This is a genomic window from Actinokineospora auranticolor (assembly GCF_041897805.1).
GTDB lineage: Bacteria > Actinomycetota > Actinomycetes > Mycobacteriales > Pseudonocardiaceae > Actinokineospora > Actinokineospora auranticolor.
Genome location: NZ_CP154825.1, coordinates 7280619 through 7306922, shown reverse-complemented (window position 1 = coordinate 7306922; position 26304 = coordinate 7280619). Strand labels below are relative to the sequence as shown.

General features: G+C 72.2%; 20 protein-coding genes. 15 read left to right on the top strand and 5 right to left on the bottom strand.

Annotated features, from left to right (window positions below):
• Positions 1 to 38: 38 nt before the first annotated feature.
• Positions 39 to 1085: a TetR/AcrR family transcriptional regulator gene (locus V5P93_RS31810; RefSeq protein ID WP_104481676.1), complete on the top strand. Its 1047-nt coding sequence runs from the start codon at positions 39 to 41 to the stop codon at positions 1083 to 1085.
• A gap of 82 nt (positions 1086 to 1167) precedes the next feature.
• On the opposite strand, the gene V5P93_RS31805 is transcribed toward V5P93_RS31810, so the two are convergent.
• A complete protein-coding gene (locus V5P93_RS31805; RefSeq protein WP_104481675.1) occupies positions 1168 to 2379 on the bottom strand; it encodes a cytochrome P450 in 1212 nt (403 codons plus the stop codon).
• The gene (locus tag V5P93_RS31800) at positions 2376 to 3641 is read right to left on the bottom strand and encodes a cytochrome P450 (RefSeq protein ID WP_104481674.1); all 1266 of its coding nucleotides are present in this window, start codon (positions 3639 to 3641) and stop codon (positions 2376 to 2378) included. Before V5P93_RS31800 ends, V5P93_RS31805 begins: the two co-directional genes overlap by 4 nt.
• Positions 3642 to 3854: 213 nt before the next feature.
• Between V5P93_RS31800 and V5P93_RS31795 the strand changes: the two genes are divergently transcribed.
• From V5P93_RS31795 to V5P93_RS31760, 8 genes are all read left to right on the top strand, one after another.
• Entirely contained in the window at positions 3855 to 5096 is a 1242-nt protein-coding gene (locus tag V5P93_RS31795; RefSeq protein WP_104481673.1) for a cytochrome P450, read from the top strand.
• A gap of 10 nt (positions 5097 to 5106) precedes the next feature.
• The gene (locus V5P93_RS31790; protein WP_104481672.1) at positions 5107 to 6300 is read left to right on the top strand and encodes a cytochrome P450; all 1194 of its coding nucleotides are present in this window, start codon (positions 5107 to 5109) and stop codon (positions 6298 to 6300) included.
• A gap of 124 nt (positions 6301 to 6424) precedes the next feature.
• Positions 6425 to 8056 carry an AMP-binding protein gene (locus tag V5P93_RS31785; protein ID WP_104481671.1) on the top strand — a complete coding sequence of 544 codons (1632 nt, stop codon included), beginning with the start codon at positions 6425 to 6427 and terminating at the stop codon, positions 8054 to 8056.
• A gap of 16 nt (positions 8057 to 8072) precedes the next feature.
• A complete protein-coding gene (locus tag V5P93_RS31780; protein ID WP_104481670.1) occupies positions 8073 to 8864 on the top strand; it encodes a ferritin-like domain-containing protein in 792 nt (263 codons plus the stop codon).
• Positions 8861 to 9364: a PaaI family thioesterase gene (locus V5P93_RS31775; RefSeq protein WP_104481669.1), complete on the top strand. Its 504-nt coding sequence runs from the start codon at positions 8861 to 8863 to the stop codon at positions 9362 to 9364. Before V5P93_RS31780 ends, V5P93_RS31775 begins: the two co-directional genes overlap by 4 nt.
• 10 nt (positions 9365 to 9374) lie before the next feature.
• A complete protein-coding gene (locus V5P93_RS31770; RefSeq protein WP_104481668.1) occupies positions 9375 to 9629 on the top strand; it encodes an acyl carrier protein in 255 nt (84 codons plus the stop codon).
• Positions 9626 to 10468: a cyclopropane-fatty-acyl-phospholipid synthase family protein gene (locus V5P93_RS31765; protein ID WP_104481667.1), complete on the top strand. Its 843-nt coding sequence runs from the start codon at positions 9626 to 9628 to the stop codon at positions 10466 to 10468. The genes V5P93_RS31770 and V5P93_RS31765 overlap by 4 nt, the downstream gene beginning before the upstream one ends.
• The gene (locus V5P93_RS31760; protein ID WP_104481666.1) at positions 10465 to 11298 is read left to right on the top strand and encodes an acyl-ACP desaturase; all 834 of its coding nucleotides are present in this window, start codon (positions 10465 to 10467) and stop codon (positions 11296 to 11298) included. Before V5P93_RS31765 ends, V5P93_RS31760 begins: the two co-directional genes overlap by 4 nt.
• A 452-nt stretch (positions 11299 to 11750) precedes the next feature.
• Here the strand turns inward: V5P93_RS31760 and V5P93_RS31755 are convergent, their stop codons facing one another.
• A complete protein-coding gene (locus tag V5P93_RS31755; protein WP_104481665.1) occupies positions 11751 to 12191 on the bottom strand; it encodes a PaaI family thioesterase in 441 nt (146 codons plus the stop codon).
• A 222-nt stretch (positions 12192 to 12413) separates the two neighbouring features.
• On the opposite strand from V5P93_RS31755, the gene V5P93_RS31750 reads away from it, so the two are divergent.
• From V5P93_RS31750 to V5P93_RS31740, 3 genes are read left to right on the top strand one after another with little or no spacing between them, the layout of a single operon-like run.
• Positions 12414 to 13343, top strand: coding sequence for a LysR family transcriptional regulator (locus V5P93_RS31750; protein WP_104481664.1), 930 nt, complete (start codon positions 12414 to 12416; stop codon positions 13341 to 13343).
• Between the two features lie 29 nt (positions 13344 to 13372).
• On the top strand, positions 13373 to 14383 hold the full coding sequence (locus tag V5P93_RS31745; RefSeq protein WP_104481663.1) for a LysR family transcriptional regulator: 1011 nt from the start codon (positions 13373 to 13375) through the stop codon (positions 14381 to 14383).
• A gap of 2 nt (positions 14384 to 14385) precedes the next feature.
• Positions 14386 to 16077 carry a long-chain fatty acid--CoA ligase gene (locus V5P93_RS31740; RefSeq protein ID WP_104481662.1) on the top strand — a complete coding sequence of 564 codons (1692 nt, stop codon included), beginning with the start codon at positions 14386 to 14388 and terminating at the stop codon, positions 16075 to 16077.
• A 74-nt stretch (positions 16078 to 16151) separates the two neighbouring features.
• Here the strand turns inward: V5P93_RS31740 and V5P93_RS31735 are convergent, their stop codons facing one another.
• Complete coding sequence (locus V5P93_RS31735) at positions 16152 to 16682, bottom strand: PaaI family thioesterase (protein WP_104481661.1); 531 nt, start codon at positions 16680 to 16682, stop codon at positions 16152 to 16154.
• 200 nt (positions 16683 to 16882) lie between these two features.
• Here V5P93_RS31735 and V5P93_RS31730 point away from each other — a divergent pair, with 200 nt between their 5' ends.
• Genes V5P93_RS31730 through V5P93_RS31720 form a run of 3 tightly spaced genes read left to right on the top strand, consistent with a single transcriptional unit; the run spans position 16883 to position 25981 of the window.
• The gene (locus tag V5P93_RS31730; protein WP_104481660.1) at positions 16883 to 18079 is read left to right on the top strand and encodes an NAD(P)/FAD-dependent oxidoreductase; all 1197 of its coding nucleotides are present in this window, start codon (positions 16883 to 16885) and stop codon (positions 18077 to 18079) included.
• Entirely contained in the window at positions 18079 to 18660 is a 582-nt protein-coding gene (locus tag V5P93_RS31725) for an SGNH/GDSL hydrolase family protein (RefSeq protein ID WP_104481659.1), read from the top strand. Before V5P93_RS31730 ends, V5P93_RS31725 begins: the two co-directional genes overlap by 1 nt.
• Before the next feature lie 55 nt (positions 18661 to 18715).
• The gene (locus V5P93_RS31720) at positions 18716 to 25981 is read left to right on the top strand and encodes a type I polyketide synthase (RefSeq protein WP_219824120.1); all 7266 of its coding nucleotides are present in this window, start codon (positions 18716 to 18718) and stop codon (positions 25979 to 25981) included.
• On the opposite strand, the gene V5P93_RS31715 is transcribed toward V5P93_RS31720, so the two are convergent.
• Positions 25950 to 26252 carry a hypothetical protein gene (locus V5P93_RS31715; protein ID WP_104481658.1) on the bottom strand — a complete coding sequence of 101 codons (303 nt, stop codon included), beginning with the start codon at positions 26250 to 26252 and terminating at the stop codon, positions 25950 to 25952. The genes V5P93_RS31720 and V5P93_RS31715 overlap by 32 nt on opposite strands.
• Positions 26253 to 26304 lie beyond the last annotated feature (52 nt).

Here is a 26304-nt window from a genome sequence, read left to right as displayed (position 1 = left end):
ATACCGACAGTATCCTGTCCGTCAAGACCGGAGGTGCCATGACCCGCCTGACCAGGGCGCAGACCCAGGAGCGCAACCGCGCCCGGGTCATCGAGGCCGCCCACGCCGAGTTCGCCGAACGCGGCTTCCGCGACGCGAAGATCGACGCGATCGCCGAGCGCGCCGGCCTGACCAGGGGCGGGGTGTACTCGAACTTCCCGGGCAAGCGCGCCCTGTACTTCGCCGTCCTCGCGGGCATGGCGGAAACGACCCGCCCCTTCGCCCAACCGGGCACCGACCTCGCAACCGCCCTAGGCGCCTTCGCCGCGGGCCGACTCGGGCGGCTGGACGAGACGGGGATCGCGGCCCACCTCGACGCGGAGATCACCGCCGACCCCGCCCTGCGCCTGGCGTACCGCGCGCTGCTGGGCCTGAACGCCCTACTCCTCGGCCTGGCCATGGAACGCCTGGCCCCACCGGAAAAACCCCCGGGCGCCCCCGACCCGCGACGAGTCCGCCAGGCGGAGGCAGTGCTGACCACCTTGCACGGCGCCACCCGACTGGCCACCACGGCCCCGGGCTTCGTCGAACCATTCGACGCAATAGGCGCCTGCGAAAACCTGGCAACCCTGAGTCTCGACGACTGGTGGGCCCCGCCGCAAGAACCGGCGCGGGTCGATGAGGTGGACCTGCCGTGGGCACCGCGTGCGGTGGCGGATCTGGTGAGTGGGTCCTCGGTGGTGGTGGAGGACGGGGTTGTCGCGGTGCTGGGGTTGCACCGGGCGCCGGTGATCGAGGAGTCCGCCCGGGCCGGGCTGCCGGTGACCGCCGTACTGGTCACCAACCAGCCGGATGAGCTACTTCCCTTGGCCCACATGGTGATCGCGGAGACCACGACGTGCGTGCGCCAGGCATTCCCCCGGGAGTCGTGGCCCACCCTCAAGGTCACCTGCGACCCGACGATCGCCCCGGCCGTAGGCCTCACCGCCACCAGCGACGCCACGGAACTGGCGGTCCGCGTGGAAAACGGCCGAATCACCGCCAAAGCAGAAGGCCCCGGCGCCTGCCACGCGGTGAGCGCCCGGAAAACCTGGGTGACCGCGTAGCTTGAGGCGCCGGGCGCCGCGTGAATCCGTTGCCCCCAAGGGGTCCCAGAGGCGCCGGGTCGCCTCTGGGACAGGGGGAGGGTCAGGACAGGCGGACGGGCAGGGACAGGATGCCCCGGTGGATCAGGCTCGGCTGGTACTCCACGGTTTCCGTGGCCAGGGTGAGGTCGGGGGCCCGGTCCAGCAGCGTGCGGAACGCGGCCTCCGCCTCGATCCGCGCCAGCGGCGCGCCGACGCAGTAGTGCAGGCCCAGGCTGAAGCCCAGGTGGCGGCGGGCCGGGTGCTTGCCGTAGTAGCGGGTGATGTCCAGTTCGGCGGCGTTGTCGAAGACCAGGTCGTCGCGGCTGGCGGAGGCCGTCAGGACGACCACGCCGTCCCCCCGCCGGAACTGGCGGTCGCCGACGACCGTGTCGGTGAGCGCGACCCGGATGGTGAACTGCGTCGGCGCGTCGTAGCGGAGCATCTCGTCGATCGCCGACGCCATCAGCTCCGGGCGCGCACGCAGCAGCGCGAGCTGGGCGGGGTTGCGCAGCAGCGCCAGCATGCCGTTGCCGATCAGGTTGATCGACGTCTCCATGCCCGCCACGAGGAGCAGCACGCAGAGACCGAGGATCTCCTGCGAGCTGAGCTGGTCCCCCGACTCCTCCACCGCGATCAGCTCGCTCAGCAGGTCGTCGGTCGGGTTGGCGCGCTTCTGCTCGATGAGCTGGTGGAAGTACCCCAGCGCCTCCCGGGCCGCGAGCCCCCGGGTCTCGATGTCCGATGCGGACAGCAGGTGGTCCGGGTCGCTGCCCCGGGCGATGGCCAGCTGCCAGGACCGGAACAGGGGACCGTCCGACACGGGCGCGCCGAGCAGTCGGCCCGGGATCATCGCCACGGCGAGGGGGACGGCGAGTCCATTGAGGACGTCGAGCTCGCCGGTCTCCATGGCCGCGTCGACCAGCTCGTCGACGACGCTCTGCGCCAGGGGTACCATCTCCGACACGGTGCGGGGCGTGAAAGCCTTGTTCACCAACCCGCGCAGCCGCCCGTGCTCCGGCGGGTCCATGCGCACGAACGAGCCGGGGATGGCCGCCACGGTGTCGCGGAAGGGGCTGATCCCCGCCGAGTAGCCGTGGCCCCAGTCGGCACCGGTCAGCACGGCCGCGCACTCGTCGTACCGGGTGACCAGGGTGACCGGCACGTCGTCGAGCAGGTGCGGGAGCAGGGCGCCCTCGGCGCGCAGGCGGTCGTAGCTCGGGTACGGGTCGCTGTTGTCCTCGACCCAGAAGGCGGGGACGGAGAGCGCGGTCATCGCGTGGGCTCCTCGGGGGTGACGCGGACGAGCAGTTCCGACATACCGCGCACCACCAGGTTCGGCCGGTACGGCGGCGGGTCGTGGGGCAGGTCGAAGGCGGCGACCCGGGTCGCGATGGCGCGCAACGCCATCTCCATCTCCAGTCGGGCCAGCGGGGCGCCGATGCAGTAGTGCAGCCCCAGGCCGAACGACAGGTGCCGGTTGGCGCGGTTGCCCGCCGCGTAGCGGGTGATGTCGAAGCGGTCCGGCTCCGGGAAGGCCCTCGGGTCGCGGTTGGCGGATCCGAAGAGGACGATGACCGCCTCGCCGGGCGCGAACACCTGGTCGGAGACCGTGATCTCCGTGCGCGCCGTGCGGGTCGTCAGGTGCACGGGCGCGTCGTAGCGCAGGACCTCGTCCGCCGCCGCGACCGCCAGGTCCGGGTTGGACTTCAGCAGCGCGAACTGGTCGGGGTCGCGGATCAGCGCCAGCACGCCGTTGCCGATCAGGTTGACCGTCGTCTCGTGCCCGGCCACCACCAGGATCAGCAGCGTGCCGAGCAACTCCGTCGGGCTCATCGTGGCCCCGTCGGCCTCCGCCCGCACCAGCCGCGTGATCAGGTCGTCCTGCGGGGCCTTGCGCCGCTGGGCGATCAGGTCGCCGAAGAAGTCACGGAACCGGTGCACCGCGGCGGTTCGCGCCGCGAGTTCCGCGGGCGACAGCAGCACGTCCGGGTCCAGACCGCGGGCGATCCCCGCCGACATCTGCCGGACCTCGTCGTGCGCCTCGGCGGGCACACCGAGCAGTTCGCACACCATGGTCAGCGGCAGCGGGTAGGCCAGCGCCTCCAGGATGTCCACCGGGTGGTCGCCGCCCTCGGCCAGCAGCTTGTCGAACAGGTCCGCGACGACCTGCTCGGTCCGGCCGCGCAGCCCCTCGATGGTGCGCATGGTGAACGCCTTGCTGACCAGCCCGCGCAACCGGGTGTGGTCCGGCGGCTCCATCCACAGGAACGACCCGGGCAGCTCCACATCGCTGTCGGGGTGCAGCAACTCGGACTCTTCCGCGTGGCTCCAATCCGGGTTCTGCATGATCAGGTTGGCCTCGTGGTACCCGGGCACCAACCGCGTGCCCAGCGGCCCGGGGATGAACGGGCCCGCCTCGCGCAGCACCGCGTAGCTGCGGTACGGGTCGTGCCGCCAGTCCGGGGCGACGGACTGCAAGACGGCCAGTTGCACGGGGGTGAGGGCGGAGGGATCTGCTGCGTGGTCTTCCTGCACCGAACGGCTCCAGTTCGTCGACGTCCCTGGCGGAATGCTCGGTGCCCCCGGCCGACCGGGTCAACGGTCCCCGACCAGCGCCAATCGCGCGATAGCCGATTCGTGATCGCCCGGGGCGATGACGCTATTGGCAGGCCTTATCGAGCGGGTGTGGACGGCGCCCATTCACGTGCGATTCACGCCGATGCCACAGACCGCTGATTCGCTCACGGCGTGATCCCACCGGCCTCGACGTCCCAGGCGGAAGCCTTCGGCAGACTGCTCGACCCGGCCAACCGCGCCGATCCCTACGCGCCCGCCGCCGAACTGCGCGCGCTCGGTCCCGTGCACCGGACCCCGCTGGGCCTGCGGTTGCTGACCCGGCACGCGGATTGCGCCGCCGTGCTGCAGAACTCCGCGTGGAGCCACGCCGCCGAGGCCGCGCAGCTGCACCCGAGCGTGCCCGACGAGGACGCCACGCGCGAGATGCCCACGTCCTTCCTGTGGATGGATCCGCCGGACCACACGCGGCTGCGCACCTTGGTGTCCAAGGCTTTCGTGCCGCGCATGGTGACCAGGCTGCGCCCGCGGATCGAGGCTCTTGCCGAGTCCCTTGTGGACAACGCGCTGGCAGCGGGGGACTTCGACCTGGTCCAGGAGATCGCCTACCCGCTCCCGCTGACCGTCGTCTGCGAGCTGATGGGCATCCCCGCCCAGGCGCACCCCGACGTCCAGCGGTGGGCCCAGGACTTGGCCCGCGGTTTCGACCCCGACCCGCTGATGACCCCCGAGGCGCACGCCGCGCGCAGCGCCGCCGCCCGGGACTTCATGGCCTACCTGCGCGGGCTCGTCGACGAGCGCAAGTCCGACCCGCGCGACGACCTGCTCACCGCGCTGTCCCAGGTGGAGGACCGCGGCGACGTCCTCACCGAGCTGGAACTGCTCAGCACCTGCCTGACCACGGTCGTCGCGGGCCACGAGACCACGGTCAACCTGGTCGGCAGCGGACTGCTCGCCCTGATGCGCAACCCCGACCAGCTGGCACTGCTGCGCGCCCGCCCCGAGCTGATACCGTCCGCGGTGGACGAACTGCTCCGCTACGAACCGCCCGTCCAGCTGACCACCCGCGCGGCCACGCGCCCGATGACCTTGGCGGGCGACGAGTTCGCCCCCGGCGACGGCGTGGTCGTGCTCATCAACTCGGGCAACCGCGACGAGGCGGTGTTCGACGACCCGGACCGCCTCGACGTCACCCGCTACCACGACCGGACCCCGGCACCCGCCCGGCACCTCGCGTTCAGCCTCGGCATCCACTACTGCCTCGGCGCCCCGCTGGCCCAGCTGGAGATGCGGGTCCTGCTGGAAGTGCTGTTGCGCAAGGTGTCCGATCTGGAGCCGCTCACCGACACCCCGCCGTACAAGCCGAACCTGGTCGTGCGCGGCCTCGCCGCGCTGCCGACCCGCTTCACCGCCTAGAGGAGGGGCCATGGTCTCGCCGTTCGACCCCGAGGTGCGCGCCGACCCCGCCGCGGCCTACCGCGCCCTGCGCGAAGCCGGTCGGCTGCACGACTACGTGCCCGGCATCCACCTCGTGCCCCACTACGCCGATTGCGACGTCATCTTCGGCGACCCGGACTGGGGTCACGGTTACTTCTCCGGCATCAACCCGTTCCGCCCCGGGATCGACCCGAAGACGCTGCCCGGCTCCTTCTTGTTGATGGACCCGCCGGACCACACCCGCCTGCGGTCACTGGTCACCAAGGCGTTCACGCCACGGGCCATCGCGGGCCTGCGCACCCGGATCACCGAGATCGCCGACGACCTGCTCGACCACGCGATCGGGTGGGGCGAGGCGGATTTCGTCACCGACATCGCCTACCGGCTGCCGCTGACCACCATCTGCGAGCTGCTGGGCGTCCCGGCCGCCGACCACGCCGTGTTCGGCCAGTGGGCCTCCGCGATCAGCCGCGGCCTCGACCCGGACGCGATGCTCACCGACGAGGAGAAGTCCGCCCGAGCCGCCGCCGTCGCCGCGTTCCACGGGTACTTCACCGAGCTGATCGCCGAACGCGCCCGCACCCCGGGGCCGGACCTGCTCAGCGGGCTGGTCGCGGTCGCCGAGGGCGAGGACCGGCTCAGCACCAAGGAAATCGGCGACATCGGCGCGCTGCTGCTCATCGCGGGCCACGAGACGACCATGAACCTCATCGCCAACGGCGTGCTCGCCCTGGCGCGGGAACCCCGGCAGCGCGAGGTCTTGGCCGACAACCCGGACCTGGTGCCGATCGCGGTCGAGGAGTTCCTGCGGTTCGACACCCCGGTCCCGTTCCCGACCCGGGTCGCCATGCGGGACCTGGAGTTCGCCGGCCGGTCGTTGCCGCGCGGCACCGGGGTGATCCTGCTGGCCGCGTCGGCCAACCGCGACCCCGAGGTGTTCACCGACCCGGACCGCCTCGACGTGCTGCGCTTCGACCCCGCGCGCGGCACCCGCAAGCACCTGGCGTTCAGCCACGGCCCGCACTTCTGCCTCGGCGCCCCGCTGGCCCGGCTGGAGGCCACCGTGCTGTTCGACCGCCTCCTGCGCCGCGCCCCCGACTACGAGCTGCTCGACACCGCGCCCCGCTACCGGTCCAGCGTGTCCATGCGCGGCCCCGAATCCCTCCCGGTCCGCTTCCGCTGACCGGGCGAGTCCACCGAGAAGTCCGCCAGACCCGGGCGCCCGCCGTTCCCGCCCGACCTGGGGCACCCGCCGATCCCGCCCGATCGGGGCACCCGCTGATCCCGACCCGCGAAGGAGTCCCGCCGTGACCACCACGCTGCACGCGATCCTCGACGGCGTCGCCGCCGACCACCCGCACGTGCGGGCCACCTTCCCGGCCGAGCGCGAGTCGATCACCTACACCGACCTCGCCGCGTCCGCCCGCGCCATGGCGGCCGGGCTCGTAGCGCGCGGTGTCGAGCGGAACGAACCCGTCGGCATCCTCTGCCCCAACGCCCCCGAGTTCCTCCAGTCCCTCTTCGCCGTGAGCGCGGCGGGTGGCGCCGCGACCCCGTTGCCCCTCCCGCTCGGTATGCGGCACGCGGGCGCCTACCCGGCCCGGCTCGCCGCCATCGCCGAGGTCGCGGGGATGCGCCGAATCCTGGTGTCGCACCGGTTCGGCGCGCTCGCCGACGGACTCCGGGAAGCCGTGCCGGGCCTGGAGATCATCAGCACCGCCGACGCCGCGGGTCCGGGCGAGCTGCCCGAGGTCGGCCCCGACGACCTGGCCATCGTCCAGTTCACCTCCGGCAGCACGTCGCTGCCCAAGGGCGTGCGCCTCACCCACGCCAACGTGGTCGCCGGGCTGCTCGCCATCCGCGAGGGAATCCAACTGGGGCAGGGCGACGGCGGCGGCTTCTGGCTGCCGCTCTTCCACGACATGGGCCTGTTCGGCACCCTCTCCGCCGTCCTCATCGGCATCCCGGCCCACGTCTGGTCCCCGCTGTCGTTCATCAAGGACCCGGCCCGCTGGCTGCGCGAGTTCCTCGACAGCGGCGCCACGATCACCGCGATGCCCAACTTCGGCTACGACCAGCTCGCCGCCATCTCCGACGACGACCTGGCGGGCCTGCGCATGGACCACTGGCGCGTCGCGTTCAACGGCGCCGAGCCGATCTCCGAGGCCACCGTGCGCGCGTTCGTCGAGCGGTTCGCCCCCGCCGGGTTCCGCCCGTCCACCATGTTCGGCGTCTACGGCATGGCGGAGGCGACCCTGGCCGTCACCTTCCCGCCGCTGGGCCGCGCGCCGCTGTTCGAGCACGTCGACCGCGACAAGCTCGCCGACGGCGGACGGGCGGTCCAGGTCGAGCACGACGCCCCCGGTGCCCGCGCCGTCGCGGGTGTGGGCGAGCCGGTGCGCGGTGTGCGGCTGCGGATCGTCGACCCCGAGGCGGGTGCCGAACTGCCCGAGGGCCAGGTCGGCGAGATCCTGATCCAGGGCGATCCGGTCACCCCCGGCTACCTCGGCCTCGAGCAGTCCCTTGTGGACGGCTGGCTGCCGACCGGCGACCTCGGCTACCGGCGCGGCGCTGAGGTGTTCGTCACCGGCAGGCGCAAGGAGATGATCACCGTGCGCGGCGCCAACTTCTACCCGCAGGACGTCGAGGCCGTCGCCCGCGCCGTGCCCGGGATCTTCAAGGGCCGCTGCGTCGCCGTCGCCGCCCCCGGTGGCGCCGAGGTCATGTGGCTCATCGCCGAGTGCGGCCGCAAGGGCGACGAGGCCGCCGCCGTGGCCACCGCGCTGCGCACCGCCGTGTCCACCGAACTGGGCCTGGCTGCCGTCGAGGTGCACCTCGTCGCGCCCCGAGCGCTCCCGCGCACCAGCAGCGGCAAGTTCCAGCGGCTCGCCGCCCGCGATCTCGTGACCTCCGTGACCTCCGTGACCGAAACCGCTTAACCCCCTTGGAGTGCCCGTGCACAGCTACGACGTCTTCCGCCACTACGAGCGCCTGCACTGGAAGCTCAGCGACCTCCAGGTCGACTCGATCGACCGCGACCTGGTCAAGCCGGCGTACATCACCCTGGCCAAGAGCGCGACCATGGGTGAGTCCAACGTGATCGCCGCCGTGCACGGCTTCCTCAACGAGTTCGTCGACGACTACGACTTCTCCACCTTCGCCGTGGTGTGGGGCTACCAGGAGGTCCAGCACCACTACGCGTTCCGCTCGTGGCTGGCGGGCGTCGGCGAGTCCGTGGACGACCGGGCCGTCGACGCCATGCGCGCGCCGTACGCGCCGGGCACCAGCCCGTCCGCGACGCTGGCCACCAACATCATCTCCGAGCTGACCGTGAACCACGTCTACCGCGCGGTCGCCGCGTGGGTCGAGGAGCCGGTGCTCAAGGGCCTGCTGCTCAGCGCCAGCCGGGACGAGGCCGGGCACGCCCGCGAGTTCATCCACTACACCACGAAGCGGCTGGAGCGCAAGCCCGAGGAGCTGCCCTCGGTGCTGGAGACGCTGTACGTGTACAGCTCCGAAGCGAAGATCAAGCACCCGGTGAGCACCTTCAAGTCCGGCATCGGCGAGGGCCTGGAAGAGCACGAGACCATCGACACCGGCTTCGAGCTGTTCCTGGAGAAGGTCGCCGCCGACGGCGAGCTGGACGTGCTCCAGGACAAGATCCGCCGCACCTTCGGCAGCATGACCGGCCTCGACCTGAGCAGCAACGCCAAGGTGCGCCGGGCGCTGGCCGAGGCGCTGGCGTGAGCGTGCAGGTGCCGTGGTCGGTGCTGCCGGACTACCGCTGCTTCGGCTGCTCCCCGCACAACCCGCACGGCCTGCGGCTGGCCTTCCACCCGCGCCCCGACGGCCTGCTGGCCCGCTTCACCCTCGACCGGGGCTTCGAGTCCTACCCCGGTGTCGTGCACGGCGGCCTGGTCGGCGTCATCTGCGACGAGACGATCGGCAACCTCATCGTGCTGGAGCGGCACAAGCCCGCGTTCACGGTGTCGATGCGGACCCGGTTCGTCACCCCGCTGCTCGTCGGCCGCGAGTACCGCTGCGTCGCGACGCTGCGCGCGGACGGGGAGGAGCTGTTCCACGGCTCCGCCGAGGTGCTCGACGCCGACGGCGGCGTGTGCGCGACCGCGTCCGCCGTCTACCAGCCCTTCGCCCTCGACCAGGTGCGCCACCAGCTGACGCTGGACGACGCCGAGGTCGACCTGCTTTCCCGCGCCATCAACCCCACCGCCATCAACCCCCGGTAGGAGCACCGAGATGACCACCAGCCTCACCGAGATCACCGCCACCGTGACCGGCATCGCCGCCGCCGAGATCGGTGTCCCGGCCGCCGAGCTGGCCCCCGAGACCGACCTGCGCGGGGTGGAGGGCGTCGACTCGGTCAAGGTGCTGCGGATGATCGCCAAGATCGAGCGCGAGTTCGACATCGAGCTGGAGGACGAGGACGTCTTCGGCGTGTCCACCGTCGCGGAGGTCGCCGCGGTCGTGGAGAAGGCGCTGGGCGCCAAGTGACCGCCGCGCCCGCCCACGCCGAGACCAACCAGCACTACGACCTCGACCCGGAGGTTTTCGGCCAGTTCCTGGACCCGCTGCGCAAGTACAGCTCCGCGCTCTACGCGTCCCCGGAGCAGCCGCTCGCCGAGGCGCAGGAGAGCAAGCTGCGCTACGTCGCCAACCACCTCGGATTGCGCGGCGGTGAACGGATCCTGGACATCGGGTGCGGCTGGGGCTCGCTGATCCTGTTCATGGCCAAGGAGTTCGGCACCCGCGCGCTCGGCGTCAGCCCGGCACCGCGCCAGCACGAGTACATCGCGCGCCGCGCCGCCGAACTGGGCGTGACCGACCTGATCAGCACCCAGGTGGGCCACTTCGAGGTCATGGACCTGCCCGCGCGCTCCTTCGACGCGATCAGCATGCTCGGCTCGATCGTGCACATGCCCGACCTCGACGCCGTGTTCGCCAAGGCCAAGGGGCTGCTGCGCAAGGGCGGACGGCTGTACGTGTCCGAGAGCTGCTTCCGCAGCGACGCCGTGCACGCCGCGTTCGACCGCAAGGCGGGCACGGACTTCGTCCGCGAGGACATCTTCGGCTGGGGCGACATGCGCCCGCTGTCGGAACTCGTCGCGGGCGCCGAGCGCGCCGGGTTCTCCATCGTCGCGGTGGACGACCTGACCGCGCACTACTACCGCACCATCGAGGCGTGGATCGCCAACGTGGCCGCCGCAGCCGACAAGCTCGACGCGCACGAGCCGGGCCTGGCCGCCAAGCTGAGCCACTACCTGGAGGTCGCCAACGCCGGGTGGGGCTACACGACCAAGCACTACGCGCTCGTCTGCGGGAACCACCGATGAGCCTGCTGCCCGCGCGCGAGGTCGCCGACGCGGTCGACAGCTTCATGGCCGCCTCCCCTGCGGCCCGGGGCTGGGACGTGGAGACCGCGTTCGACTGGTCCGCCGCCGACGCCAACCGGCTGTCCGAGGGGGAGGTGTCCGCGGTCCGGTTCATCACGCTGATCGAGGACCACCTGCCGGGCTACTTCGACATCTACCACAAGCACTTCCCGGTCGACGGCGAAGTGGACCCGTCGGTGTTCGTGCACAACCGCGAGCTGTACCACTTCACCATCCGGTGGGCGTTCGAAGAGGACACCCACGCCCGCGCGCTGACCAGGTACCAGGTGGCGTCGGGGATCGCGGAGCGCGAGGCGCTGTGGGCGGAGCTGGCCGAGGAGGGGCGCAAGGAGTTCGCGCTGCCCCTGGCGCACCCGGTCCAGTTCTTCGCCTACGCGCTGGTGCAGGAGAAGGCCACGCAGATGTACTACCAGCACCTGCGCGACGTGGTCGCCGACCCGGTGCTCAAGGCGGTGCTGACCAGGCTGTCCCGCGACGAGGCCCGGCACTTCACGTTCATGGCCGATGTGGTCACCCGCTACCTCAGGGCCTACGGCGACGACGTGGTCGACCCGATCCGGGACGTGATCGCGGGTTTCCGGATGCCGCTGGCCGACACCCTGCGGGGCTACTGGCGGTGGGCGCTGAAGATCGCCGACGTGGCGAAGTACGACCACACGGAGGCCTACGAGCACCTCATCAAGGTGATCGACCGGGCGGTGGACACCAAGTCCGACCGCCAGGCCGAGCTGACGCGGTTCATCGCCAGTTGCACATCCCTCCCGGCGTGATAACCGGGAGTTCACGCAATTGTCGAGGAAATGTCGAAAATGGTCCGGGACCCCGCCCGTGGTTGACCCCGCGGGGCCCCGGACCATTTTCGCTCCGTCAGCCGAGGCCGCCGGTCAAACCGCCGAGCAGGCTCGTGACCAGGCCGAGCACCGTGTTCAGCAGACCCGTGACGATACCGAGCAGATCACCCATGATGTGAACTCCTTCCCGGTTTTCCCTCGTCGGAGATGCCACCCCGACACCATTGTTTGTACGGTTTGGACCGACTTGTCCGCGAGGAAATACCCACTCTGGAGTGTCACCCGATAGGGTGGACTAACGAAACGCGATCATGACCTGATCAGGGGTAACTACACCCACCTGCGGTTTGTCAAATAATGACGAACCCTCGTCTGTGGACTAAGATCCACCCGTCCGATACGGAGCGGGTCACGCTGTGCGGCCGTGTGGGTTAAGCCTTGGGCTGGAAGAGCATGCACGTGCAGGAGCCGTGGGCGACCAGCTTCCCGTCGCCGTCGTGCACCCGCGCCTCGGCCGTCGCGGTGCTCCTGCCGACGTGGATGGTGGTGGCCGTGCAGGTGAGCCGGGAACCGTCCATTCGGACCGTCCGGATGAAGTTCACCTTCAGCTCCAGCGTCGTGTAGAGCACCCCGTCGGGAAGGCGGGTGAACACCGCGCTGCCCATCGCGGTGTCCATCAGGGTCGTGATCACACCGCCGTGCACGACGTACATCGCGTTGATCGTCGCCGGGTTCGGGTCCAGGAAGTAGACCGCCCGGCCCTCCTCCAGCTCCTGCACGGTGACGCCCAGCGACACCCCCACGCCCTGGCCGCTGGTGACGCCGTGCGCCAGGACGGTCCGCAGTTCCTCGATCCGGGTGGACGCGCTCATTCGAACCCAAGCCTCTCCGCAGGTTGTGGACCCGCCGAGTCGACCAGCGCCGGGTGTCGCCCGCGTGAACGGCGCGTGGCCGGTCGCGGAGTCCGATCGCGTGATCGGCCGCCGTGATCGCCCGCCCCGAATCGGTGGGTCGGGATTCACCGACCGTTCGCCGAAGACCGTCCCGGCGTTACCGAACCTCGTTCACTGTGGGACGGGAGGAGGGAGCGCCCGATGGAGTTCAGGTACCTGGTGTCCTTCCTCGCCATCGCCGACGAGCTGCACTTCGGCCGGGCCGCGGCCCGCGTGCACCTCACGCAACCCTCGCTGAGCCAACAACTCCAGCGCCTGGAGCGCACCCTCGGCGTCACGCTCGTGGTGCGCAGCTCGCACGAGGTCCGCCTGACCCCGGCGGGGGAGGCGCTGCGCGAACACGCCGACGTGATCGTGCGCCTGCTCGACCGCGCGGGCCGGGCCGCGCGCGAGGCCGCCCAGGGGCGGGTGGGCCAGGTCCGGGTCGGCTACAACTTCACCGGCTGGCAGGAACTGCTGCCCGCCGCGCTGGCCCGGATGCACCAGCGGTTCCCGGACGTCGCGGTGGAACTGCGCGAGCAGCGCTCCGGCCCGCAGCAGGCCGCGGTGGCCGGTGGCGAGCTGGATGTGGCGTTCCTGCACGGATCCCCGAACACCGCCGACCTCGCGCACCGGTTCCTGATGTCGGTCCCGATCGTCGCGCTCGTCGGCACCGCGCACCCCTGGGCCGCCCGCGCGTCGGTGCGCTTCGCCGAACTCGCCGGGCAGCGCTGCATCCTGTTCGGCCGCGACCAGAGCCCGGCCATGCACGACGCGATCCAGGCCGCCGCGGAGCGCACCGGCACCCGGCTACGGGTCGAGGATCACGTTGATGACCTCGCCGCCACCGCTATCGTGGTGGCGACCCAACCGGTCGTCGGGTTCGTCTCCGCGCACCGCGGCGACCACGCCCGCGCCAGCGGGCTGGGCTCGGTGCCGGTGCCGCTGACCGATCCCACTCCGAAGGTCGACCTGCACGCGGTGTGGCGCGCGGGCGACCAGTCCAGGGCCGTCCGGGCCTTCCTCGGCTGCGTCCTCAACGATAGTGCGGGAATCGAGTTCCACGACAACGGCGTCGAACTGTCCTGTTAGGAAGGCTTGTCCCCCGAGGAGCCCCTGCCATGCAGTTCCAGCAACTGGTGTCGTTCCTGGCCATCGCCGAGGAGCACAACTTCGGTCGGGCGGCGCGCAGGCTGCACCTGGCCCAGTCCTCGATCAGCCTGCACCTCAAGCGGCTGGAGCGCGAGGTCGGCGTCGAGCTGGTCGCGCGGTCCTCGCACCGGGTCAGCCTCACGCCCGCGGGCGAGGTGTTCCTCGACGAGGTGCGGCAGGTGCTCGACCTGGCCGACAGCGCCGTGGCGGCGGCCCGCGCGGTCGCCTCCGGACGCGCGGGCACGCTGCGCGTCGGGTTCAACTTCGCCGCGGGCAGGCTGGTGCTGCCGCCCGCGCTGGTCCGGATGCACGCCGAGCACCCGGACCTGCGCGTCGACCTCACCGAGAAGCGCAGCGGACCGCAGCTGCGCGCGCTGGCCGACGGCGAGCTCGACGTCGCGCTGGTCTTCGGCGCGCCGACCGCCCCCGGCCTGGTGTCCGCGCAGGTGTCCCGCGTGGACCTCGTGGCCCTGGTCACCGAGTCGCACCCGTGGGCCCGCCGCGACCGGGTCCGGTTCCGGGAGCTGGCCGGGCAGCCGTGCGTCCTCTTCGGACGCGAGCAGTGCCCGGCGATGTACGACGAGCTGCGGGCCATCGCCGGGCGCACCGGCACCGAACTGGCCGTGGTCGCCGAGATCGACGACCCGCTGGCCACCGCCGCCACCGTGCGCGCCCGCCGGGTCGTCGGCTTCGCCTCGGCCCCGCGCTGGGACCAGAACGGGCTCGCGGGCCTGGTGACCGTGCCCATCGTGGACCCCGTGCCGAGCCTGGCCATCCACGCGGTGTGGCGGCGCGACGCCGAGACGCTGCCGGTGCGGGCGCTGCTGCGCTGCCTGGCGGCGGGTGATCACGCTGACCTATCGACCGTTCGCCCCTTGGTCGTTGCCCAGCGGGCCGCCGGGGCTCGAGGATCGGAGCCGCGTCGGACGACGCGAGCCCGTGCCATGGCCGGGGCCCGCCCCGGCCGCAGAATGGAGTGACCGTGCGCGAGACAACCGCCCCCACAGTCGCAGCGGAGTGGTCGGTCCCGGCCCTGGTCGAGATCGCCGACCACGACACCCTCACCGCCGCGGTGTTCCACCGCGCGGTCGACGACCCCGCGCGCCCGGTGTTCAGCACCCGGGTCGCGGGTGACTGGGTCGACGTCGGCCACGGCGAGTTCGTCGACCGGGTGCGCGAGGTGGCGGGCGCGCTGCTGGCCGCCGGTGTCGCGGCGGGTGACCGGGTCGCGATCCTCGGACCGACCGGCGTGGACTGGGCGGTCGCCGACTTCGCCGCGCTGGCGATCGGCGCGGTCGTCGTGCCGATCTACCCGACCGCGTCCGCCGAGCAGGTCCGGCACGTGCTGGCCGACGCCACCCCGTCGGTCGTCTTCGTCGTCGAGCGCGCGCGGGACGTGGTGCTCGACCTCGTCGACGACCTGAAGCGCGTGTGGACACTGGGGGAGCGCCCCGAGGGCACCGCCGACCCGGCCCTGTTCGAGCAGCGCCGCGCGGCCGTGCGCGCCGACGACGTGGCCACGATCGTCTACACCAGCGGCACCACCGGCACGCCCAAGGGCTGCGTGCTCACGCACCGCAACATCCTGCACGCGGCCGTGAACGTCGTGCGGCTGCTGCCCGAGCTGTTCCTCGCCGAGGGCGCCTCGACGCTGCTGTTCCTCCCACTGGCCCACGTCTACGGTCGGGTGGTGCAGTTCGGCTGCGCCTGGGCGGGCACCCGCACCGGCCTGGTCGGCGACGCGGCCGAACTGGTCGGGCAGCTCCCGGTGTTCCGGCCCAGCTTCCTGGTCGGCGTGCCGTACGTGCTGGAGAAGATCCGCAAGGCGGTCCGGCAGCGCCCCGGGTTCGCCGACGTCGAGGCCGAGCTGGTCGCGTACGGCGCCGCGGTCCGCGCGGGGGTCGACCTGCCCGCGCCGACCGGTCCGGCGGTCGACGGGTTGACCGCGCTGCTCGGTGGCCGGCTGCGGCACATGATCTGCGGCGGCGCCTCGCTCGACACGTCCACTTTGGACTTCTTCACCGGGGTCGGCCTCGAGGTGATCGGCGCCTACGGCCTCACCGAGACCACCTCGACCGTGACCATGAGCGCCCCCACCGCGAACCGGCTCGGCGCGGTCGGCCGCCCCGTGCCGGGGACGACGGTCGCGGTGGCCGAGGACGGCGAGATCCTCGTGCGCGGCCCGCACGTCTCGCCCGGCTACTGGCCCGACGCCACGGGCGCGCCGGACTGGGTGCACACCGGTGACCTCGGTGCGCTCGACGCCGACGGGTACCTGCGGATCACCGGGCGCCGCAAGGAGATCATCGTCACCAGCGGCGGCAAGAACGTGGCCCCGGCGCCGCTGGAGGACCGGCTGCGGCTGCACCCGCTGGTGTCCAACTGCATGGTCGTCGGCGAGGGCCGGTCGTACGTCACCGCGCTGATCAGCGTGGACCCCGCGGTCGCCGAGAAGTGGACCGGTGATGTCGAGGCCGCGCTCCAGGAGGCGGTGGACGCGGCCAACGAGCTGGTGTCGCGCGCGGAGTCCATCCGCCGCTTCCACGTCATCACCGGGGACTTCACCATCGCCCGCGGCCACCTGACCCCGTCGCTGCGGCTGCGCCGAGCGGCCGTGGAGGCCGATTTCGCCGCCGAGATCGCGTCGCTCTACGCGGCCGAACGCCCCGCGTGATCATTCCCATATTTGTTCGACCGCTGTGAATGACGATCGGCCGACCGCGTATTCGCGGTCGGCCGATCGTGCTATCAGTTGGCTTTCATCCAGCACACGTAGTCGAAATCGACCTTGCCGACCAAAGTGCCACTACCGTCGTGCAGGAGAGCTTTTCCGGTCATTTCGTACCGCTCGGCGGTGGTCTCCGCCACGATTCGGGAGCAGACCGCGGCCTCGACGGTCCCGGTGGCCCGCACCCGACCGGTCGCGGGCCGCAGGAAGCTGACCTTGCTCTCGCGCAGCACGAAGCTCTGCACGGCCGCGATGCGCGTCGCGACGGCCCCGGAGAAGGCGGCGGCGCAGGCCACCTCGGCGGCCAGCCACATCGCACCGGCGTGCACGGTGCCCAGGTGGTTGCGCATGGTGGGCAGGTCGGCGACCTCGGCGACGGCCTCGGTCGGGCCCAACTCGGTGACCCGCACGCCCACGTGGTTGTTGAACGGCACCACGGCGTCCACCATCTGGCGGATCCGCTCGTAGTCGGGTCGGCCGTCCACGACGGCGGCGGCCAGCGCGGACTGCGCGGCGTTCACTTCGGCGGAGAACTTGCTCTTGGGAGGCATGTCGTGGAAGTAGACTACGCGATTCTGGACACCGGGTTAACCGATGCCGTGCGGGGCGGTAAATAACGCCGGTCGAAAATGGGCTCGATCGTCGCGATAGATGGCGTGATAGCGATGCCCGATGAGCGTTGACCGGCCTCGGACGGCTTGCGTAGAAATGTCGGTGAATGCAATCGAAGCCCAGCTCGGGAGTCAAACCCATGTATGACGCGATCGTGGTCGGCGCCCGCTGCGCGGGCTCGCCGGTGGCCATGCTGCTCGCCCGGCGCGGCTACCGGGTGCTGCTGGTGGACCGCGCCACCCAGCCCGCGGACACCGTGTCCACCCACTACCTCCAGCAGTACGGCCTGGCCAAGCTCAAGCAGTGGGGGCTGCTGGACACCCTGGTGGCCGCCGATGTCACCCCGATCACCCGGATGGTCATCTCCTACCGCGAGAACGTCATCGCGGGCTTCGCCGACCCGTACGAGGGCATCGAGGCCACCTACGCCCCGCGCCGCACCTTGCTCGACCCGATCCTGCTCGACGGCGCCCGCGCCGCGGGCGTCGAGGTCCGCGAGGGCTACACCGTGCGCGAACTGCTCTTCGAGGGCGACCGCGTGGTCGGCGTCAAGGGCTCGACCGGCGGCGGCGAGCCGACCGAGGAGCGCGCCCGCATCGTGATCGGCGCCGACGGCAGCCAGTCGTTCGTCGGCAAGGCCGTCGGCGCGGAGATCTACCGCACCATCCCGGCCGCGTCGTTCGTCTACTACTCCTACTGGTCCGGTCTCAAGACCGACTTCCACAGCCGCATCGGCGTGGACCAGCAGGTCGGCGTCTGGCCGACCAGCGGTGGCCGCACGCTGCTGGCGATCATGAAGCCGCTGGACCGCTGGGACGAGTTCCGCACCGACGTCGAGGCGAACTTCCTCCAGGTCGTCAAGGACATCGTGCCGGACATCGCCGAGCAGGTCGCCGACGCCGGGCAGCGCGAGGAGCGCTTCACCGGCATGCGCTACCCGGACAACTTCTACCGCCGCTCGCACGGCCCCGGCTGGGCGCTGGTCGGCGACGCCGGCTACCACAAGGACCCGATCACCGGGCAGGGCATCAGCGACGCCTTCGTGCACGCCGAGCTGCTGGCCGACCAGGTCGAGCTGGGCCTGTCCGGGCAGCGGCCGCTGGACGAGGCGGTCGCCGACTACGTCGCGGCCCGCGACGAGCGCACCGCGTCGGCCTTCCAGTTCGCCGCCACCGTCGGCGAGCTGGCGCTGCCCGCGCAGCTGGAGGTCATCTTCGGCGCGCTGGCCGCGCACCCGGACAACGCCAAGGCGTTCTTCAACCTCATCGCGGGCGCGACCACCGGGGAGCAGTTCTTCCACCCCGACCACGTCGCCACGATGCTCGGCCGCGCCTGATGCCGGTCCGCCTGCTGACCCTCGGCGACAGCTTCGCCGAGGGTCGGGGCGACCCCAGGCCGGACGGCACCTTCGGCGGCTGGGTGCCGCCGCTGGCCGAGTCGCTGGGCATCGCCCCGCACGAGGTGGTCAACACCGGCGCCTACATGGCCACCACCCAGGACGTCATCGACCACCAGCTGGCCCGGGCGCTCAGCGCGGACGCGCCGCTCTACGGGGTCACGGTGGGCGGCAACGACCTGGTGCGCAGCTCGTTCGACGAGGTGGCGTTCCGCCGGAACCTGCGCCACATCCTGGGCGGCCTCGGCCTGCGCGGCGCCCGGGTGTTCACCATCAACTGGCCCGACATCCCGGGCAAGCTCCCGGGACTGGCGCCCGCGCAGCGGCAGGCGCTGCGCGCCCGGTTCGCCGCGGCCAACGACTTCATGGACAAGCTCACCGCCGAGCTGGGTGTCGTGCGCTACGACATGGTCGACACACCGCTGACCCGCGACCCCGCGATGTGGGGACCGGACGGCATGCACCCGAGCCCGGCGGGACACCGGGCCATCGCGGCGGGATTCGCCGAACTGCTCTCCTGACCGGCCACCAGTCCACTCAGGACTTCCCGGCCAGTGCCCAGCCGAAGGGACGCTAGTGACTTCCGACCAGCAGCACCGCACGGCCGACACGCCCATCGCCATCGTCGGCGTGTCCGGTCTGTTCCCGATGGCCAGCGACCACCGGGTCTTCTGGCAGAACGTCGTGGACGCCGCCGACTGCACCGAGGACGTGCCCGCCTCGCGGTGGCGGGTCGAGGACTACTACGACCCCGACCCCACCGTGCCGGACAAGACCTACTGCACCCGCGGCGGGTTCGTGCCGGACGTGGCGTTCAGCCCGCTGGAGTGGGGCCTGCCGCCCAACCAGCTGGAAGTCACCACCGTCGTGCAGATGCTGAGCCTCGGCGTGGCGCGGGACCTGCTGCGCGACGCGGGCGCGGTCGGCTCGGACTGGTACGACCCGTCCCGCACCGGCGTGGTGCTCGGCGTCGCGGGTCCGACCACGCTGTCGCACCCGCTGGCGGCGCGGCTGTCCACCCCGGTGCTGCGCGAGGTCGTGCGCGCGTGCGGTCTGTCCGAACAGGACGCTGAGCAGATCGCCGCGCGCTACGCCGAGGCGTTCCCGCCGTGGGAGGAGAACTCCTTCCCCGGCCTGCTGGGCAACGTGATCGCGGGGCGGGTGGCGAACCGGCTCGACCTGGGCGGGATGAACTGCACGGTCGACGCGGCCTGCGCGTCGTCGCTTTCCGCGGTGCACATCGCGATCGGCGAGCTGGTCTCCGGCCGCGCGGACATGATGATCACCGGCGGCGCCGACACGGAGAACTCCGTGTTCGGCTTCATGTGCTTCTCCAAGACCCAGGCGCTGTCCAAGTCCGGCCGGATCAAGCCGTTCGACGACTCCGCCGACGGCACGCTGGTCGGCGAGGGCATCGGCATGCTGGCGCTCAAGCGCCTCGCCGACGCCGAGCGCGACGGCGACCGGGTGTACGCGGTGATCCGCGGCGTCGGGTCCTCGAGCGACGGTCGGTTCAAGAGCATCTACGCGCCGCGCGCGGAGGGCCAGGTCGTGGCGCTGCGCCGCGCGTACGCCGACGCGGACTGCGCCCCGGACTCCATCGGCCTGTTCGAGGCGCACGCCACCGGCACCCGCGTCGGCGACAAGACCGAGCTGACCGCGCTCAACGACCTGCTGCGGTCGGTGACCGACGAGCGGCACTTCGCCGCGATCGGCAGCGTGAAGTCGCAGATCGGCCACACCAAGGGCGCGGCGGGCGCGGCGAGCCTGATCAAGCTGGCCATGGGCCTCTACCACAAGACGCTGCCGCCGACGATCAACGTCAGCAAGCCGAACACCACGATCGACTTCGACAGCGCGGCCTTCTACCTCAACACCCGCACCCGCCCGTGGATCACCGACCCGCGCCGCCCGGTCCGCCGCGCGGCGGCGTCGGCGATGGGCTTCGGCGGCACCAACTTCCACGTGGTGCTGGAAGAGGCCACCGGTGACCGCTCGGTGACCCGGACCCTGCACGAGACCGCCCGGGCCTGGCTGTGGCACGCGCCGACGCGCGAGGAACTGCTGGCGCTGCTGAAGTCCGGCGCCGCTGCGGCATCCGGCCCGATCCCGGCCGACCACGCGCGGATCGGGTTCGCGGGGTCGCTGGAGGAGCTGCTCCCGGTCGCCGTGGCGCAGCTGTCGTCCTCGGCCGCCGAGCAGTGGACGCACCCGTCCGGTGTGTACTACCGGCGGCGGGCGCTGCCGGTGGTCAAGGTGGGCGCGCTGTTCGCGGGCCAGGGCAGCCAGTACGTCGACATGGGACTGTCGGCGGTGCTGAACAACCCCTTGCTGGGCGGTGCTTTCGACGAGGCCAACGCGGTCTTCGAGTCCGGCCAGCTGCTGTCCGAGGTCGTCTACCCGGCGGCCTCCTTCGACGGCACCACCGACGCCGACCGCGAGTTGGCGCTGCGCCGCACCGAGTACGCGCAGCCCGCCATCGGCGCGCTGTCCGCGGGGCAGTTCCGGTTCCTGGCCGAGTTGGGGCTGGAGTGCGCGGGCTTCCTCGGGCACAGCTTCGGCGAGCTGACCGCGCTGTGGGCGGCGGGCTCGCTGGCCGACGCCGACTTCTTCCGCCTCGCCCGGGCCCGCGGCCTGGCGATGGCGCCGCCGTCGGCCGACTTCGACGCGGGCGCGATGGTCGCCGTCGACGCGACCCGGGAGGCGGTCGAGGAGATCCTCGCCGACCACCCCGAGGTGTCGGTGTGCAACCACAACGCGCCGGACCAGGTCGTTGTGGGCGGCGCGACGATCGCCGTGGCCGACTTCGTCGCCGCGTGCAAGACCCGCGGTGTGACGGCGAAGGTCCTGCCGGTCGCGGCGGCGTTCCACACCTCGCACGTCGGCCACGCCGTGGAGGTGTTCCGGGCCGATCTGTCCGATGTGGACTTGACGGTCCCGTCCGGCCCGGTCTACGCCAACACCGCGGGCGCCTCCTACGGCGAGTCGGTGGAGCAGAACCGGGCGGTCCTCGCGGAGCAGCTGCGCAACCCGGTCGAGTTCGTGGCAGGCCTGCGGGCCCTGGAGGCCGACGGCTGCACCGTCCTGGTCGAGTTCGGCCCCCGGCGGGTGCTGACCGACCTGGCGACCCGGACCCTGGGGTCGGACGTGGTGACCATCGCCGTCGACCAGGGCAGGAAGGTCGACAGCGACCTGTCGCTCAAGCGCGCGGCGGTCCAGCTGGCGGTGGTGGGCGCGCCCGTCACCGACATCAACCGCCACGACGCGGCGCCGCTGGAGGTGGTGGCGCCCAAGGGGATGACGGTCACCCTCACCGGCCGCGACTACGTCCCCGACAGCCGCCACACCGCCTACGCCACCGCCCTCGACGGCTCGTACCAGGTCGTGACCCACGCGGAGCCCACCTCGAACGGCGCCGCCCCCACCTTCACCGCGCCGCTCCCCGCCGCCCCTTCGGCTCCCGCGCACGCGTCCCGATCCGCCGCCGAGCCGCTTCCCGCTGCCTCCGCTTCGGTTCCCGCCCACTCCGCGTCCGCTCTCTCCGCGTCGCTCCCCGCCGCTGCGACGGCTTCGGTTCCCGCCTACGCCGCGTCCGCTGCTGCCGCCGCTCCCACGTCCCCCGCGGCCACCGCGCCGTTCACGCCGGTGCCCGCTTCGTCGAACGGCGCCGCCGCGGCACCGGTCGCCGCCCCGGCCTCGGCGGTCGCCGTGGCCACCGAGACGGCCGTCGTCCCGGTGCCCGACCCGCTCCCCGCCGCGAACGCCTACCACCCGGTCGTGACCGGCTTCGGTGAGGTCGCGGCCCGCCACCTGGACCTGCACACCCGCTACGTCGAGGGCCAGCTCCGGGTCGCCGACGGCCTGGTCTCCGCGCTGCGCACCACCCCGGACCCGAGCCCCGGCCTGCACTCCGCCGTGGACGCGATCACCGACCAGAGCGTCGCGATCGGCGCCGCGCACATCCGGGTCAACGAGATCCTGGCCGCCTTGACCGAACTGGAGTTCTCCCCGAGCCGCGTCGCCCAGCCGGACCCGTCGCTCGCCCAGTTCCCCCCGGTCGCCCTCACCACCCCCACGCCCCCCGCTGCCCCGGCTGTCCCCGCCCCGGCCGCGTCCGCTTCCCCGGCCGTCCCGGCCCCGGAACTCCCCTCACCCGCCCCGGAACCCCGCCATGCAGAACCGGCCGCCTCGACTCCTCCCGCGTTCGAGCAGCCCCCACCCCCGCCCGCCCCGGCTGCCCCCCAACCAGCCACCTCCCGGGCGCAAGCACCCGAACTCCAGTCGGCCCTCCTCGCCATCGTGGCCGACAAGACCGGCTACCCGTCGGACATGGTTGACCTGACCATGGACCTGGAGGCCGACCTCGGCGTCGACTCCATCAAGCGCGTCCAGATCCTCGGTGCCCTGGGCGAGCGTTTCCCCGAACTCCCGGCGGTCGGCCCGGAGCAGGTCGCGGAACTGCGGACCCTGGCCGACGTGGTCGCCCACCTCACCGCCGCCCCGTCCACCGCCACCCAGGCCCCGGACATCAGCGGCGCCCTTGTGGAGATCGTCGCCGACAAGACCGGCTACCCCCCGGACATGGTCGACCTGACCATGGACCTGGAAGCGGACCTGGGTGTCGACTCGATCAAGCGCGTGCAGATCCTCGGCGCCTTGGGCGAGCGTTTCCCCGAGCTCCCGGCGGTCGGCCCGGAGCAGGTCGCGGAACTCCGCACCCTCGCCGACGTCATCACCTACCTCTCCGCAGGCGCACCCACCGGCGCCCCGGCTCCGGACATCAGCGCGGCCCTGGTCGGCATCGTGGCCGACAAGACCGGTTATCCGGTGGAGATGGTCGATCTGACCATGGACCTGGAAGCCGACCTGGGTGTCGACTCGATCAAGCGGGTGCAGATCCTCGGCACTCTCGGCGAGCGCTTCCCGTCGCTGCCCGCGGTGGGCCCGGAGCAGGTGGCGGAACTCCGCACCCTGGCCGACGTCATCGCGCACCTCACCGCTGGAGCGCCCGCCGCCACATCGGCTCCGGACGTCAAGTCGGCCCTGGTGGACATCGTGTCGGAGAAGACCGGTTATCCGGTGGAGATGGTCGATCTGACCATGGACCTGGAAGCCGATCTCGGTGTCGACTCGATCAAGCGCGTGCAGATCCTCGGCGCCTTGGGCGAGCGTTTCCCCGAACTCCCGGCGGTCGGCCCGGAGCAGGTCGCCGAACTGCGCACCCTCGCCGATGTCATCGCGCACCTCGGCGCCGGGCAGGCATCGGACGTCAAGCAGGCGCACCACACCTCGGCGGCGCCCGTGGCCGCACCGGCCCCGGACATCAAGTCGGCCCTGCTCGACATCGTCGCGGAGAAGACCGGCTACCCCGTCGAGATGATCGACCTCACCATGGACCTCGAAGCCGACCTCGGCGTCGACTCCATCAAGCGGGTCCAGATCCTCGGCACCCTCGGCGAGCGCTTCCCGTCGCTGCCCGCCGTCGGCCCCGAGCAGGTCGCCGAGCTCCGCACCCTCGCCGACGTCATCGGCTACTTCGGCGCCGAGGACGACCCCGAGGACGACCCCACCGCGCGCCGGGCGCACCTCGAACTCGTCCGCATCCCCCCGGTCGACGAGGCCGCGGGCGGCTACGCCGAGAACCCCGTCGCCGTCGTCAGCGCGGCCCCGCGGCACGCGGAGGCGTTGCGGGAACGCGGGTGGACGGTCGTCGGACCCGAGGAAGCGTCCACAGTGGACCAGATCGACCTCTGCCTGGTCGGCCTGCCCACCGACGCCACCTGGGCGGGCAACGTCGAGCTGCTCACCAGCCACCTCCTGCTCGCCAAGGACGTCGTCCCCGCGCTCCGGCGGACGATCGACCGCGGCACCCGCGCCGCCTTCGTCTCCGTGACCGCCCTCGACGGTGCGCTCGGCCACGAGGGCGCCGCCGCCCCGGCCGACGCGCTCGCCGGTGGGATCGCCGGGTTGGTCAAGACCCTGCGGCACGAGGTGCCCGGGCTGTTCTGCCGGGCCGTCGACACCAAGCTCGACGACCCCGAACTGGTCTGGCGGGAGATCAACGACGCCGCGGCCGAACCCGTCGAGGTCGGCATCGACAGCCTCGGCAACCGCTGGACCGCGGTGTTCAGCGAGCGGCCGGAGGGGCCCGCCGAACCGACCCTCGCGGACGACGACGTCATCGTCGTCACCGGTGGCGCCCGGGGCGTCACGGCCGCGTGCGTCCAGGCCCTGGCCACCCGGGGGCGCGGCGAGTTCGTCCTCCTCGGCCGCACCGCGCTGACCGAGCTCCCCGACTGGGCGCACGCCGACGACCTCAAGCCCCGGCTCATCGAGCAGATGCGCGCCGCGGGCCCGGTGACCCCCAAGGACGTCGACCGCCGCTACCACGAACTCCTGGCCCAGCGCGAGATCCACCAGACGCTGGCCGCGGTCGCGGAGCACGGTGTCCAGGTCCGCTACCTCGCCGTCGACATCACCGACGCCGACGCGGTCCGCGAAGCCCTCGACGGCATCCGGCCCACCGGGCTGGTGCACGGCGCGGGCGCGCTCGCCGACGCGGTGATCACCGACAAGACCCCCGAGCACCTGGCCAAGGTCCTGGGCCCCAAGCTCACCGGCCTGCGCGCGGTCCTCGACGCCGTCGACGAGTCCCGGCTGCGGCACATCGTCCTGTTCGCCTCCGTCGCGGGCGTCTACGGCAACACCGGCCAGGCCGACTACGCCGTCGCCAACGAGGCGCTCGGCAGGCTCGCCGCCACCTGGAAGCGGTCGGCCCCGCACCGCAGGGTCACCGCGATCAACTGGGGCGCCTGGGACGGCGGCATGGTGACGCCGGAGCTGTCCGAGCTGTTCAAGGCGCGCGGCATCCCGCTGCTGCCGGTCGCGACCGGGTCGGCCATGTTCGCCGAGCAGTTCGCCGACTCGCACCTGGGCGACATCGAGGTGCTCGTCGGCCCGGCCGCGCCGCTGGCCGAGACCGCCGCGCCGCGCCCGACCGCGCCGCTGCGCGCCCGCCGCGACGTGCGGGCCGTGGGCGGCGACCCGGTGATCGACGCGCACCGGATCGGCACGCACCCGGTGCTGCCCGCGTCCGCCGCGCTCGGCTGGATCGCCGGGGCGCTGGAGCGGGCCAACCCGGGCCTGCGGGTCGTCGAGGTGCGCGGCTTCGAGGTGCAGCGCGGCCTGGTGTTCGACGGTTCGCTGGCCCCCGAGTACTGGCTGGAGGCCACGGCGGGCGTCGTGGACGGCGACCGGCTGCTGGTCAACGCGTCGGTGGTGAGCGGCCAGCGGTCGCACTACCGCGGCACGTTCGTCCTGTCCGCCACGGTGGCCACGGCGCCGCGCGGCCGGGCCTACGAGGTCGGCGGCGGCACCCCGACGACGGCCTACGAGGACGCGGACCTCTTCCACGGCCCGCTGCTGCAAGGCGTGCGGCGCGTGCTGGAGCACGACCCGCGCCGCTTGGTCGCCGAGTGCGCCTTGGCGGACGAACCGGTCGGCTTCGGCGCGTACCGGTCGGCGCTGCACAGCCCGGTGCTCGGTGACGTGGTGCTCCAGGCCGCCGCCGTGCTGGGCGTCTGGTTCCTGGACGCGGGCTGCCTGCCGCTGTCGCTGGGCCGCTGGGAGTTCTTCGCCCCGCTGCCCGACACCACCCCGTTCATCGCGGTGGTCGACAACCTCCGCGACACCCAGATGACCGTGACCGTCGACGTGTCCATCCAGAGCCCGGACGGCCAACTCCTCCAGCGCGTGACCGACGTGTCCGTCGTGACGACCCCCGACATGCGCGACAAGTTCACCGAGGCCGTCACCCGCCGCACCACCCCGGAGCCCCGATGACCACCTTGACCTTCGACGGCACCCCCTTCGACTTCCTCCCCGGCGCCGCCACCACTTCCCCGACCACCACTTCCCCGACCACCAGTTCCCCGACCGACACCACGCCGACCGGCTCCGCCGTGACGATCCCCGCCTCGGCCACCCCGACCGGCTCAGCCGCGATGGCCTCCGCCCCGGCCGGCCCGACTGGTTCCGCCACGACGGTCTCCGCCGCGGCCACCCCGACCGCCGCGTCGCCGACCGGCTCCGCCCCGGCGACCGCGTGGACCACCGGCTATCCCCAGCCCACGGCCGCCCCCGCCGGGAAATCCCCCGATCCGGTG

Excerpts from the sequence above, each read along its gene's own strand:
- V5P93_RS31755 (WP_104481665.1), bottom strand. The coding sequence starts at position 12,191 with ATGAGCGCGTCCACCCGGATCGAGGAACTGCGGACCGTCCTGGCGCAC.
- V5P93_RS31730 (WP_104481660.1), top strand. The coding sequence starts at position 16,883 with ATGTATGACGCGATCGTGGTCGGCGCCCGCTGCGCGGGCTCGCCGGTG.
- V5P93_RS31770 (WP_104481668.1), top strand. The coding sequence starts at position 9,375 with ATGACCACCAGCCTCACCGAGATCACCGCCACCGTGACCGGCATCGCC.
- V5P93_RS31735 (WP_104481661.1), bottom strand. The coding sequence starts at position 16,682 with ATGCCTCCCAAGAGCAAGTTCTCCGCCGAAGTGAACGCCGCGCAGTCC.
- V5P93_RS31750 (WP_104481664.1), top strand. The coding sequence starts at position 12,414 with ATGGAGTTCAGGTACCTGGTGTCCTTCCTCGCCATCGCCGACGAGCTG.
- V5P93_RS31745 (WP_104481663.1), top strand. The coding sequence starts at position 13,373 with ATGCAGTTCCAGCAACTGGTGTCGTTCCTGGCCATCGCCGAGGAGCAC.
- V5P93_RS31810 (WP_104481676.1), top strand. The coding sequence starts at position 39 with ATGACCCGCCTGACCAGGGCGCAGACCCAGGAGCGCAACCGCGCCCGG.
- V5P93_RS31760 (WP_104481666.1), top strand. The coding sequence starts at position 10,465 with ATGAGCCTGCTGCCCGCGCGCGAGGTCGCCGACGCGGTCGACAGCTTC.
- V5P93_RS31805 (WP_104481675.1), bottom strand. The coding sequence starts at position 2,379 with ATGACCGCGCTCTCCGTCCCCGCCTTCTGGGTCGAGGACAACAGCGAC.
- V5P93_RS31790 (WP_104481672.1), top strand. The coding sequence starts at position 5,107 with ATGGTCTCGCCGTTCGACCCCGAGGTGCGCGCCGACCCCGCCGCGGCC.
- V5P93_RS31725 (WP_104481659.1), top strand. The coding sequence starts at position 18,079 with ATGCCGGTCCGCCTGCTGACCCTCGGCGACAGCTTCGCCGAGGGTCGG.